General features: G+C 48.1%; 9 protein-coding genes and 3 rRNA genes. 1 reads left to right on the forward strand and 11 read right to left on the reverse strand.

The features are described from left to right. Positions 1-5: 5 nt before the first annotated feature. The 7 genes from C0638_RS07645 to C0638_RS07675 all read right to left on the reverse strand — a co-directional run bounded on the left by C0638_RS07645 (position 6) and on the right by C0638_RS07675 (position 5,894). Positions 6-806 (reverse strand): PSP1 domain-containing protein, encoded by an 801-nt coding sequence (locus C0638_RS07645; protein WP_013368662.1) that lies wholly within the window; start codon positions 804-806, stop codon positions 6-8. 138 nt (positions 807-944) lie between these two features. Continuing rightward, a complete protein-coding gene (holB, locus tag C0638_RS07650; protein ID WP_025676587.1) occupies positions 945-1,940 on the reverse strand; it encodes a DNA polymerase III subunit delta' in 996 nt (331 codons plus the stop codon). A 249-nt stretch (positions 1,941-2,189) separates the two neighbouring features. After that, positions 2,190-2,633 (reverse strand): YaaR family protein, encoded by a 444-nt coding sequence (locus C0638_RS07655; RefSeq protein WP_013368659.1) that lies wholly within the window; start codon positions 2,631-2,633, stop codon positions 2,190-2,192. Positions 2,634-2,827: 194 nt separating this feature from the next. Further along, positions 2,828-3,157: a cyclic-di-AMP receptor gene (locus C0638_RS07660; RefSeq protein ID WP_007427998.1), complete on the reverse strand. Its 330-nt coding sequence runs from the start codon at positions 3,155-3,157 to the stop codon at positions 2,828-2,830. A 73-nt stretch (positions 3,158-3,230) separates the two neighbouring features. Further along, a complete protein-coding gene (gene tmk, locus C0638_RS07665) occupies positions 3,231-3,878 on the reverse strand; it encodes a dTMP kinase (RefSeq protein ID WP_013368658.1) in 648 nt (215 codons plus the stop codon). A gap of 102 nt (positions 3,879-3,980) precedes the next feature. Further along, positions 3,981-5,564, reverse strand: a complete 1,584-nt coding sequence (locus C0638_RS07670) for an aminotransferase class I/II-fold pyridoxal phosphate-dependent enzyme (RefSeq protein ID WP_058710677.1) — start codon at positions 5,562-5,564, stop codon at positions 3,981-3,983. 144 nt (positions 5,565-5,708) lie between these two features. Further along, entirely contained in the window at positions 5,709-5,894 is a 186-nt protein-coding gene (locus C0638_RS07675; RefSeq protein ID WP_013368656.1) for a sigma factor G inhibitor Gin, read from the reverse strand. Positions 5,895-6,296: 402 nt separating this feature from the next. Between C0638_RS07675 and C0638_RS07680 the strand changes: the two genes are divergently transcribed. After that, entirely contained in the window at positions 6,297-6,824 is a 528-nt protein-coding gene (locus C0638_RS07680) for a hypothetical protein (RefSeq protein WP_013368654.1), read from the forward strand. Between the two features lie 357 nt (positions 6,825-7,181). Here the strand turns inward: C0638_RS07680 and C0638_RS07685 are convergent, their stop codons facing one another. The 4 genes from C0638_RS07685 to C0638_RS07700 form a co-directional block, all read right to left on the reverse strand. Then, positions 7,182-7,601 (reverse strand): hypothetical protein, encoded by a 420-nt coding sequence (locus C0638_RS07685; protein WP_013368653.1) that lies wholly within the window; start codon positions 7,599-7,601, stop codon positions 7,182-7,184. A 232-nt stretch (positions 7,602-7,833) separates the two neighbouring features. Then, positions 7,834-7,950: ribosomal RNA gene (gene rrf, locus C0638_RS07690) — 5S ribosomal RNA — on the reverse strand. 146 nt (positions 7,951-8,096) lie between these two features. Then, positions 8,097-11,022: ribosomal RNA gene (locus C0638_RS07695) — 23S ribosomal RNA — on the reverse strand. Positions 11,023-11,240: 218 nt separating this feature from the next. Then, positions 11,241-12,794, reverse strand: a 16S ribosomal RNA gene (locus C0638_RS07700). The 16S, 23S and 5S rRNA genes sit together here, the layout of an rRNA operon. Positions 12,795-12,939: the final 145 nt, after the last annotated feature.

The following is a 12,939-nucleotide window of genomic DNA, read 5'->3' on the forward strand; positions in this document are numbered from 1 at the left end:
ATGGTTTACTTGACGACTACATCGTCCATTGGAAGTTCCTTGACCTTACTGATCTCAAACAGTTGAACATGTACCGTACGATGGCCTGCATTGACACCTACCACTTTTCCTTCTCCCAGAGAAGTGATAACCATCTTACCTACCTGAGGTAGCTCTTCTCGCATGCTCTCGTAGTTATCATGTTCAAATTTGAGACAGCACATCAATCTTCCGCACAACCCGGAAATTTTCGTCGGATTCAGCGACAAGCTCTGATCCTTCGCCATCTTAATAGATACCGGGTCAAAATCCCCCAGCCATGAGGAACAACACAGAATACGTCCGCAAGGTCCGATTCCACCAAGCATTTTAGCCTCATCCCGTACTCCGATCTGCCGCAGCTCAATTCGTGTACGAAAAATGCTGGCCAAATCCTTTACAAGCTCTCGAAAATCAACTCGACCCTCAGCCGTAAAATAAAAAATGATCTTATTGCGGTCAAATGTAAATTCCACATCTACCAGCTTCATTTTAAGGTTATGGTCTTTAATTTTATTTAAACACGTACCGAATGCATCCTTGGCCGCCAATTTATTCTCTTCTACAACAAGAGCGTCATCATCTCCGGCAATACGAATGACTTTTTTTAAGGGTAGGACAACATCCGAATCATTTACTTCTTTTTTGCCCACCACAACCTTGCCATATTCAATCCCGCGTGCGGTCTCTACTATGACGCAGTTTTCTTTCTCCACTGGAAGGTCCAGCGGATCAAAATAATAAGTCTTGCCCGCCTTCTTGAAACGGACACCCACTACACTATACAAAAATTAACCCCCTTGTATGCCACTAAACCTCATTTGTAGCCGACATTGTACGAATGGCCGCAATTGAAGTCTCACTGTCGCACAAACCGGGAACCTGGCGTCGCGGATTGTGCAGAGTGGAACAAGCGCGCCTTCCTGTTAGCCGGTGATAGAACCGCTTGTATCGGACAACCCAATCAGAAGCTGCTCCACGCATAATTGTCCGTTGACGTGAAAACGGAGCTTCTTCCTGCAATTCGCGGCCAAATCCATATAAGAGACCCATTGTTCCGTGCTGCGGGTGATTGCCAATTTGGAGACGGACTCCAAATGATCTATGAAAACAATGCTTTCGTGCCTTCCGTAACGGAAATGAAGCATATCTTTGAACCACAAATGAAACAGATGAAACAGAATATCCAGGTGTTCAGAAAGTCCAGTTTTAAAAATCTTCTGTTGAGCCAGAATAATCGACGAACTCCCCCGGCTCATGGACTCCTTCACTAATTGTAACACTACGTTTCTAATTTCTGCAAACCAATTCTGCTGGAGAATTTCTCTACATGATTCCAGTCCGGAAGCCATATGAACCACTGACCGGACAAGTCCTGCCGTATAGCCTTCCCCAATTAACGCCTGCATCATCATTTCCGGCTGTAAAGCGTGGAAAGGTACCTGCTGTGTCCGCGATTGAATCGTAGGCAGCAACGCCTGTCCATTTTCAGAAATGAGTATACCGACCACAGGAATCTGAGGCTCCTCCAAAAATTTAAGCAGGCTGTTAGCAGCTTGCACTGTCATGGTATCCGCCTGCCGAATGATATATACCTTAGGGTTGGAGCTTTCAGATTTGTATGAAAATATTCGTTGAAGCCCACGAATCTGATCAATTTTAATCGTTGCCCCATCAGGCTCTACAATGTGCAAGTCCGGGTGATTCCCGTGCTCTACCTTGCGGCATGACAAGCACTCCCCACATGCATCATCCGTCTGTTTCTCACAGAATAAAGCCTTGGCAAAGGTCTGTGCCATGTTCATCTGTCCGCTTCCCTGCGGTCCGCTAAAAACATAAGCATGGCTGACTGTGTGATTCCGCAATGCACTCTGCAGCATTTTTTTGGCTACATCCTGCCCCAATATATGTTGGAAAGACATATTTCCTCACTTTCTCCACTGAAAACAACGATGAACCGTCAGCTAATCGTTGTTTCCCCGGGCGAGTTTGTTGCTGGTCCGATGATCTCACCCTCAAATCATGGTTCTTCAGTATAACTGTACTGCTGTTTGCATACTACGTTTGCCCACATGTACATAGTCAAAAATAATCTGCCAGCATGATCAGCAAGCAGATTATTTCATCGTGGCAACAGCCCGTCTGTATTCATTTATAACATAAGACTGCATTTAAAATGAAAGATTAATCAACAAGCCCCTAATCTCACCGACTCCTTGCAAAAGCTCTATCTTCCCTTGCTCGGTATCAAGCAGCTCATCTGCCATTTTGAGCAATAGCTCATCCACTTCATCAATCAGCTTATAACGCTTGCTGCGTCCCCGACGATCCCATCCCTTTGTGTCCTTCATAGACACGCCTCGCCGAACTGTATCTTCCAAAAACCGTTTGACCAGCATCTTATAGGCCTTCAACTCACGAATCGTCATTGAGCGAGCAAGACGATCTCCCTGCATTTGAATTTCCTTAAAGCGCCGGTTCAATTCCTCCTTCGAAGCCTGCTCCCCATTTTGCTGCATAACATCGGAGAAGCTTTTCGGTTGAATTGGCTTGGCACTCGTTTCGTTTGTAGACAATGTACTGTGTAAAGGGCGGTAGCCCGGATTTATTTTCATATAAACCTGCTTTCTCCCCGGATGCTTCCCTTTTCCCTCAAGGCAGTTCAACAGAGAACTCAGGAGTCTCTTCGGCTTTCCGGGGGCTGCGCTGTAGCGCTGCCGTTTTAGTGGATCTGCTCCTCATTCCCATCATGAGCGAGAAACAGGCATTTCCACTATCATATCGGCAAAATAGGTTCTATTGTGTAGATTCAGAAATGCTCGAAACGGTCTACAGGCATCACGAAAACTGTCGCTCCACCCACCTGCACTTCAACAGGCAACGGCAGATAAGAGTCCGTCGTCCCACTCATAGGGGTAACGGGTGTGACCAGCTGTTCACGTACCTTGCAACTGCTGCGAATGACATTCATCAACGAGTCTACCTGATTGTCATCAACACCAATCATAAATGTCGTATTGCCTGCACGCAGAAATCCTCCTGTACTGGCCAATTTGGTAGCACGGAAGTTAGCCTTCACCAGTCCGCTGGATAATCTATTACTGTCCTTATCCTGTACAATCGCAATAATCAGCTTCATCCTGTATTCCTCCTTCAAGTCATACTAGGGACACCTTGTCCCTAGCTCAATTTTACCGTATATCCTTCGACAATTATACGCTAAAATTCTGAATAAACCGCTTTTTCAGCAAATCCTTCAATACTTGCTCTACCTGCTCTGGTGCGGGAGATGCGTCCACAATCGTAATTCGTTCCGGAAATTTGCGAGCCAGCTCCAGATAAGCCTCTCGTACCTTATGATGAAACGATATGCTCTCCATATCGAGGCGATCCATTTCCTCTCCCCGTGACGCATTAATTCTTGCCAACCCCAATTCGGGCTCAATATCCAGATAGAACGTGGCATCTGGCTCCCAATCATCTACCGCAAAGCGATTAATCGAAGCTACCTCTTCAATTCCGATTCCTCTTGCAAACCCTTGATAGACCAGGCTACTGTCCACAAAACGGTCACACAATACGATAGCTCCTTGTTCAATAGCCGGCTTTACCTTCTCCACCAAATGTTGGCGCCGCGCCGCCGCATATAAAAGTGCCTCTGTTCGGGCATCCATACTGGTATGAGCAGGATCCAGAATGATAGAACGAATCTTTTCAGAAATTTCGATGCCGCCCGGTTCCCTCGTCGTGACGACTGGATGGCCTTCTTCCTCCATATACTTTGCCAGTCGTTGGATCATGGTTGTTTTACCGGAGCCGTCTCCCCCCTCCAGCGTAATAAAAATGCCTTTGCGATTCATGTTATTCCCTGCTTTCCTGCCTGAAAAATAAAAGTCACCCACAGGCTGCGTATGCTTCTTTTATCCAGTCTTCTGTATTTGTTAATTCTCTAGTATTAATCTTTATTGTAAACGGAATACCCGAATCGTAAGCATACTTTCATCTGCTACCCCTTGCCATTTAGCTCCCAGCTCACGTAGACGAACCATCCGCAGAGCAATCGCTTCTGTGATCATTTCCCCTGCATATAGCAGTGGAATGCCTGGAGGATACGGAATAATCATTTCAGCAGCTGTCCTACCAGCTGATTCCTCTACAGGCACGCTCTCCATCTGATCCGGATCAATCGGTTGAAGCCCAAACTGCACCGGACTAGAGTAAGCCTTCATTCCATCATTGTTCCACGTGGAAAAATCTAATTCTAGCCTCTGCTGCTCTTTCCCCGCTAACTCCGGCTCCTCCGCCGTCCCCTTAAATCTTATATCATTATTTATATGCACAAGAGCCTGCAACAGGTGACTCACATCCCTAGCTATAGAGCCTAACGTAAACAATAAAACCACATGTTTCTCGTCACTCATCTCTGGAATACATCCGTAAGTCTCCAACTCACGTTTTAATCCAAACCCATCTAGTACACCCCATGTATCATACAGCACCATTTTAAAAGGGTCCTGAGTTGAGTAACCATTTGTCCTCTCCTCAGCCCTTTCCAGGGCCTCAGAGATCCCCTTCTGAGCGTCACACTCTTCACTTGCCTGCTGTGTAGGCTCTACCAAGCGAAAGCGTGGGAGCTGCGCCAGGCCCTTTCTAAAAGCGTCTGCTGCCGCTAAGCCCTCTGTAAAGGCATCCGTGCCATAAGCATCAATATACCATCTTGCCAAATCCAGCGAGGCCATTAATGGATACGAAGGGCTGGAACTTTGCACCATAGCCAGCCGCTGACGGAGCAGTTCCCGGTGAATTCTCCGTCCTTGCACATGTAGCATGGCGCCCATAGTCATAGCTGGAAGCATTTTATGTGTCGATTGGACGACTACATCAGCCCCACAGGAAAGAGCAGAGACTGGCAAACGAGGATGCAGCCCATTATGAGCACCATGTGCTTCATCTACCATCAACGGCACATCGGCTGCATGACAAGCTTTAGCTGTAGCAGTCAGATCATGCCCCATCCCATAATAGTTAGGCAGCGTAAGTAACACTCCTTTAGCCGAAGGATAGTCCTTGAGTGCAGCCTTTATCGTGTCTGTCGATGGAGCAACCGCCAGCCCGCTTAGTGTATCTATTTCTGGATCTAGGAATACGGCCTTGGCCCCTGATAGCATGAGACCATTCAGTACAGATTTGTGTACATTTCGCTGTACCAATAGTACATCTCCTGGCTTCGTGCATACGGTCAAAATCATAGCCAAATTACCGACTGTGCTGCCTCCAATAAGCCAAAAGCTCTCTTCTGCACCAAAGCACTTCGCAGCCAGCTCCTGACCTTCACGGATTACGTCTTCTGGGTGATGCAAATCGTCCAGTCCGGTAATTTCCGTCGCATCAATAGACATCACCTCTTGCAACAGAGACGCCATTTCTTCATGCCTATAGACTTGTCCATTTTTATGACCGGGTACATGGAAAGAAGCATTTCCCTGAGAACTGTAACGTATTAGAGCTTCCACTAATGGTGCATGAACCGCCTTTTTCCCCATCATTCTGCAATCCTTCCAAACAAAGCTTTATATCTACCCTATTTTATCGTAAAATCAAGCGGAATCCTACTTTTACTCACAGAAAAAAAGGCCCGTATCGACAGACCTTGGAATGCCCATCCTTCAAACACTAGCTAGCGAAGGATATTATGCATTTTTCTGTACCCAAATTTGCTTTAGTTGATCAATAAAAAAATGATATTTGGCGTCAGTTGCATCCGTGTGCACCATTTCCGCTTCACACGTATCACAGATAAACTCGGAAACGATAAAAATGCCTTCATGTTTGTGTTGTCCGCATATGATGCAGCGGTGGTCACCTTGATCATGCATATCCATCCCACCTTGTTTCTTTTACTATTAGTATGGGTCACTTTCTACTATTTTAAACCTTTTCATAGCCCAGTTCGACGATATACTCTATATATATTCCCCTTGGGCTATTATGGTGTTTGTACCCCGTATGTTTAAAAAAACAGCCGCATATGCCGATATAATAAGAAAAGCTTCTATGCATGGATGCCCTTTCATCGAAGCCTTTGTACACTTCATCAGTGAGAGCTTTTCCTGTAATTATAGAATAGGTTAGCTAACGCTAGATGTCGTCGTTCTATACTCTTACAAAAAAAATAATTGATGCTTATTAAAGCGGCATGAGCGAAGTACCGTCCCTTTTTTCCGGCTGTGGACGGGAAGCCACTTGTGATGCAGTAGATTAATGAAAGGACTGTTCGCATGACAGAGGAAACCGGAACCAAAGCTACCTACTATCACTACAAGCTCATCAAAAAAATCAATATACCGCGTCAGCTGATATGGAGTCACCTCACACTGCCTGTTATTATGCTTCTCTTTCTGCTTCTTGCCTTTTCCTGGACCAGTGTATTTTTGTTTGCTCTTGCCTTTTTCCTAACCTTATGGGTACACTTCGTAATCTCGCGATCTGTCCTATACATAGGTGGTGGGACAGCATTCCGCAAACGCTGGGCATTCCAGCGCAGGTTGCCTTGGCTAGGCTATATGACAGACCAGTACATAGGCTATAGGATTTTTCGTCGTGTGCACATACATACACTCTGGATTGGTATCTGCTTGTCTGCCGTATTCATTCTCTGGTCTCCACCAGCCTTTACCGTATCCTTACTCTTCTGGCACCTATGGCTCATTGCACCGCGTTTATACGTCTTGAGTCGGCTTACAGGGGAGAGAAAAGACGGCATGTTGAAGTTCACCGATGAAGAAGCCTCCTACTATCAACAGTAAATCAATTCACTTCCTATCTGTACAGATCAAAACTTCAACTAATGTATCTCCAACGCTTCAGCCTAAGAATAATAAAAAGGAGCAACCCGCCCCGGGTTGCTCCTTTTTTGTAATTTAACAATTATAATCCCTTTATTCTCTCACTAAATAGACTTTATCCACATTATATATGTCGTCAAAATAGTAAATCAATCTATACACAAATATATAAAAGGAAGCCACTCTCTACACAACGGCAGTTTCAAGTGCTTCCCCATCTTATCATTCATCATTATACGCACAGCAACCAATACGCTATGAGTTAACTATGACCCCACAATACATCTTGTGTTGCATACTTGATTGAAAATCGCACTCTTAATTAAGGTCTACACTTTTACTCTTCACGGTAGCTTTTCTGTCTTTTGGAACCAATACGGTAAAAGAACCATCATGCACAGACAAATGCACCATGTGTTTATTTTTCTGGAACACCTTCTGATTCGAGGTAGATAAATTCGGTTCCTCAGTCCAGCCCCAAGCTGCAATCTCCTCCAGATAAGGAGCAGGTAGACTATCGCTTTCCTTCAACGCTGGCAGTGCATAGCGTACATAGTCCATATCCGAATTGCTGCTGGCCCGATCAGTTTTACTAGCTTCTTTGGGAACCGGAAACGTCTTCTCGTTAGCAGCGCCCTCAAACGATGTCCAAGAAGGCTCCTCTTCCACGCACCCGGTAAGAATCGCGACAGCGACACTGAATAGCACCAATAGAGCAAGCCATTTATTTCGCCGCATGATCTTCCCTCCTTACCAGCCTGATTGACTATACAAAATCCTATAATGGAGTTTGCATAATTCTGCAATATAGCAGCGTATGTGTATGGGATTCAATACCTATATTATACAGGGTTTGCTCTTACATTCCGTAACAAAAATGTTACCTTCCTTTTGTAAGGATATTTCCAAATTACATCTATATGCAAAAAAAGAACCATAATCTTAATAAGATCATGGTTCTCTACTTGTTGCTTGGCAACGTCCTATTCTCCCAGGACCCTGCGGTCCAAGTACCATCGGCGCTGGAGGGCTTAACGGTCGTGTTCGGGATGGGTACGTGTGGAACCCCTCCGCTATCGCCACCAAACATGAATTTACACCGTAAATTCTTTTTCAGGAATCAGCATCGCCAAATGCTGTGTGTTTGTTCGTGTAACTTCAGCTACTTGAGCTGATGATATACTGAACTTACACCCTGAAAACTGGATCCGAAACTTCATTGCGCTTTATCTTTAGGATAAGCCCTCGACCGATTAGTATTGGTCAGCTCCATGCATTACTGCACTTCCACCCCCAACCTATCTACCTCGTCGTCTTCAAGGGGTCTTACTAATTGGGAAATCTCATCTTGAGGGGGGCTTCACGCTTAGATGCTTTCAGCGCTTATCCCTTCCGTACATAGCTACCCAGCGGTGCTCCTGGCGGAACAACTGGTACACCAGCGGTACGTCCATCCCGGTCCTCTCGTACTAAGGACAGCTCCTCTCAAATTTCCTACGCCCACGACAGATAGGGACCGAACTGTCTCACGACGTTCTGAACCCAGCTCGCGTACCGCTTTAATGGGCGAACAGCCCAACCCTTGGGACCTACTTCAGCCCCAGGATGCGATGAGCCGACATCGAGGTGCCAAACCTCCCCGTCGATGTGGACTCTTGGGGGAGATAAGCCTGTTATCCCCAGGGTAGCTTTTATCCGTTGAGCGATGGCCCTTCCATGCGGTACCACCGGATCACTAAGCCCGACTTTCGTCCCTGCTCGACTTGTAGGTCTCGCAGTCAAGCTCCCTTCTGCCTTTGCACTCTTCGAATGATTTCCAACCATTCTGAGGGAACCTTGGGGCGCCTCCGTTACTCTTTAGGAGGCGACCGCCCCAGTCAAACTGCCCACCTGACACTGTCCTCGCACCGGATTACGGTACCAAGTTAGAACCTAGATACGATCAGGGTGGTATCCCAAGGATGCCTCCCTTCAAGCTGGCGCTCAAAGTTCTACGGCTCCCACCTATCCTGTACAGATCGTACCCAAATTCAATATCAAGCTGCAGTAAAGCTCCATGGGGTCTTTCCGTCTTGTCGCGGGTAACCTGCATCTTCACAGGTATTAAAATTTCACCGGATCTCTCGTTGAGACAGCGCCCAAGTCGTTACGCCATTCGTGCGGGTCAGAATTTACCTGACAAGGAATTTCGCTACCTTAGGACCGTTATAGTTACGGCCGCCGTTTACTGGGGCTTCGGTTCATAGCTTCGCCCGAAGGCTTACCACTCCCCTTAACCTTCCAGCACCGGGCAGGCGTCAGCCCGTATACTTCGCCTTGCGGCTTCGCACAGACCTGTGTTTTTGCTAAACAGTCGCTTGGGCCTTTTCACTGCGGCCCCCTCGGGCTATTCACCCTACCGAGGCACCCCTTCTCCCGAAGTTACGGGGTCATTTTGCCGAGTTCCTTAACGAGAGTTCTTCCGCGCGCCTTAGAATTCTCTTCTCGCCTACCTGTGTCGGTTTGCGGTACGGGCACCTTCTCCTGGCTAGAGGCTTTTCTTGGCAGTCTGAGATCATGACCTTCGCTACTATAATTTTCGCTCCCCATCACAGCCCAGCCTTAACGATGTGCGGATTTGCCTACACATCAGCCTCACTGCTTAGACGGACATCCATCAGTCCGCGTCACTACCCTACTGCGTCACCCCATCGCTCATCACGGATTACGGTGGTACAGGAATTTCGACCTGTTGTCCTTCGACTACGCCTATCGGCCTCGCCTTAGGTCCCGACTTACCCTGAGCGGACGAACCTTCCTCAGGAACCCTTAGGCTTTCGGCGGATCTGATTCTCACAGATCTTTTCGTTACTCATACCGGCATTCTCACTTGAATGCAGTCCAGCGCTCCTTCCGGTACACCTTCAACCCGCATTCAACGCTCCCCTACCCCTGATGCAAGCATCAAGCCATAGCTTCGGTGGTGTGTTTAGCCCCGTTACATTTTCGGCGCAGAGTCACTCGACCAGTGAGCTATTACGCACTCTTTCAATGGTGGCTGCTTCTAAGCCAACATCCTGGTTGTCTGTGCAACTCCACATCCTTTCCCACTTAACACACACTTGGGGACCTTAGCTGATGGTCTGGGCTGTTTCCCTTTCGACAATGGATCTTAGCACTCACTGTCTGACTCCCGGAACTAAATCTATGGCATTCGGAGTTTGACTGAGCTTGGTAACCCTTGCGGGCCCCGCACCCAATCAGTGCTCTACCTCCACGATTCTTTTTTCCGAGGCTAGCCCTAAAGCTATTTCGGGGAGAACCAGCTATCTCCGGGTTCGATTGGAATTTCTCCGCTACCCCCACCTCATCCCCGCATTTTTCAACATGCGTGGGTTCGGGCCTCCAGTGCGTGTTACCGCACCTTCACCCTGGACAGGGGTAGATCACCCGGTTTCGGGTCTACGTCCACGTACTCAGTCGCCCTATTCAGACTCGCTTTCGCTGCGGCTTCAGCTCTTCACCTTAACCTTGCACGGGAACGTAACTCGCCGGTTCATTCTACAAAAGGCACGCCATCACCCCTAAATTGGGCTCTGACTTCTTGTAAGCACACGGTTTCAGGATCTATTTCACTCCCCTTCCGGGGTGCTTTTCACCTTTCCCTCACGGTACTGCTTCACTATCGGTCGCCAGGGAGTATTTAGCCTTGGCAGATGGTCCTGCCGGATTCATACGGGGTTTCACGTGCCCCGCACTACTCGGGATCCGTCTCGGAGGGAACAAGTTTTGAACTACAGGGCTTTTACCTTCTCTGGCGGGCCTTTCCAGACCTCTTCATCTAACCGGTTCCTTTGTAACTCCATGTGAGACGTCCCACAACCCCAAGGAGCAAGCTCCTTGGTTTGGGCTAATCCGCGTTCGCTCGCCGCTACTGACGGAATCACTATTGTTTTCTCTTCCTCAGGGTACTTAGATGTTTCAGTTCCCCTGGTCTGCCTCTCACTCACCTATGAATTCAGTGAGTAGTGACTGTCGATGAAGACAGCCGGGTTTCCCCATTCGGACATCCCCGGATCAAAGCTTGCTTACAGCTCCCCGAGGCTTTATCGTTGTTCGCCACGTCCTTCATCGGCTCCTGGCGCCTAGGCATCCTCCGTGTGCTCTTTGTAGCTTAACCTAGTATCTACATTGTAAATACGATATGCTACCTTTATTTCACTTGTTTACACAAGATCAGCTTAAAGGAATATTCTAAAACGCAATTTCGTTTCGGTATCCAGTTTTCAAGGTACAATTCGAGAGTTTGAACTCTCAAAACTGAGCAACGAGTGAGTAGTTTTTGAAGCTTACGCTTCATATTTGAATGTTTCCATTGCAGGAAACGATTCTCCATAGAAAGGAGGTGATCCAGCCGCACCTTCCGATACGGCTACCTTGTTACGACTTCACCCCAATCATCTACCCCACCTTCGGCAGCTGGCTCCTTGCGGTTACCTCACCGACTTCGGGTGTTGTAAACTCTCGTGGTGTGACGGGCGGTGTGTACAAGACCCGGGAACGTATTCACCGCGGCATGCTGATCCGCGATTACTAGCAATTCCGACTTCATGTAGGCGAGTTGCAGCCTACAATCCGAACTGAGACCGGCTTTTCTAGGATTGGCTCCACCTCGCGGCTTCGCTTCCCGTTGTACCGGCCATTGTAGTACGTGTGTAGCCCAGGTCATAAGGGGCATGATGATTTGACGTCATCCCCACCTTCCTCCGGTTTGTCACCGGCAGTCTGCTTAGAGTGCCCAGCTTGACCTGCTGGCAACTAAGCATAAGGGTTGCGCTCGTTGCGGGACTTAACCCAACATCTCACGACACGAGCTGACGACAACCATGCACCACCTGTCTCCTCTGTCCCGAAGGAAAGGCCTATCTCTAGACCGGTCAGAGGGATGTCAAGACCTGGTAAGGTTCTTCGCGTTGCTTCGAATTAAACCACATACTCCACTGCTTGTGCGGGTCCCCGTCAATTCCTTTGAGTTTCAGTCTTGCGACCGTACTCCCCAGGCGGAATGCTTAATGTGTTAACTTCGGCACCAAGGGTATCGAAACCCCTAACACCTAGCATTCATCGTTTACGGCGTGGACTACCAGGGTATCTAATCCTGTTTGCTCCCCACGCTTTCGCGCCTCAGCGTCAGTTACAGCCCAGAGAGTCGCCTTCGCCACTGGTGTTCCTCCACATCTCTACGCATTTCACCGCTACACGTGGAATTCCACTCTCCTCTTCTGCACTCAAGCTCTCCAGTTTCCAGTGCGACCCGAAGTTGAGCCTCGGGATTAAACACCAGACTTAAAGAGCCGCCTGCGCGCGCTTTACGCCCAATAATTCCGGACAACGCTTGCCCCCTACGTATTACCGCGGCTGCTGGCACGTAGTTAGCCGGGGCTTTCTTCTCAGGTACCGTCACTCTTGTAGCAGTTACTCTACAAGACGTTCTTCCCTGGCAACAGAGCTTTACGATCCGAAAACCTTCATCACTCACGCGGCGTTGCTCCGTCAGGCTTTCGCCCATTGCGGAAGATTCCCTACTGCTGCCTCCCGTAGGAGTCTGGGCCGTGTCTCAGTCCCAGTGTGGCCGATCACCCTCTCAGGTCGGCTACGCATCGTCGCCTTGGTAGGCCTTTACCCCACCAACTAGCTAATGCGCCGCAGGCCCATCCACAAGTGACAGATTGCTCCGTCTTTCCTCCTTCTCCCATGCAGGAAAAGGATGTATCGGGTATTAGCTACCGTTTCCGGTAGTTATCCCTGTCTTGTGGGCAGGTTGCCTACGTGTTACTCACCCGTCCGCCGCTAGGTTATTTAGAAGCAAGCTTCTAAATAACCCCGCTCGACTTGCATGTATTAGGCACGCCGCCAGCGTTCGTCCTGAGCCAGGATCAAACTCTCCATTAAAGACCAACCGAAGTTGGTTTATCGAAAGAGCGATTAGCTCATGTTGAAACTGACGAGATAAAATATCTCATTGTTGATTTTGCGAACAAAATCAGTTTACTCACTCGTTGTTCAGTTTTCAAAGATCAAACATTCTTTGTTCGCT

The organism is Paenibacillus sp. lzh-N1 (assembly GCF_002872435.1).
Classification (GTDB): domain Bacteria; phylum Bacillota; class Bacilli; order Paenibacillales; family Paenibacillaceae; genus Paenibacillus; species Paenibacillus polymyxa_C.

Coding starts and splice junctions, on each gene's coding strand:
- holB (WP_025676587.1), bottom strand. CDS start 1,940: ATGTCTTTCCAACATATATTGGGGCAGGATGTAGCCAAAAAAATGCTG.
- C0638_RS07655 (WP_013368659.1), bottom strand. CDS start 2,633: ATGAAAATAAATCCGGGCTACCGCCCTTTACACAGTACATTGTCTACA.
- C0638_RS07660 (WP_007427998.1), bottom strand. CDS start 3,157: ATGAAGCTGATTATTGCGATTGTACAGGATAAGGACAGTAATAGATTA.
- tmk (WP_013368658.1), bottom strand. CDS start 3,878: ATGAATCGCAAAGGCATTTTTATTACGCTGGAGGGGGGAGACGGCTCC.
- C0638_RS07670 (WP_058710677.1), bottom strand. CDS start 5,564: ATGATGGGGAAAAAGGCGGTTCATGCACCATTAGTGGAAGCTCTAATA.
- C0638_RS07675 (WP_013368656.1), bottom strand. CDS start 5,894: ATGCATGATCAAGGTGACCACCGCTGCATCATATGCGGACAACACAAA.
- C0638_RS07680 (WP_013368654.1), top strand. CDS start 6,297: ATGACAGAGGAAACCGGAACCAAAGCTACCTACTATCACTACAAGCTC.
- C0638_RS07685 (WP_013368653.1), bottom strand. CDS start 7,601: ATGCGGCGAAATAAATGGCTTGCTCTATTGGTGCTATTCAGTGTCGCT.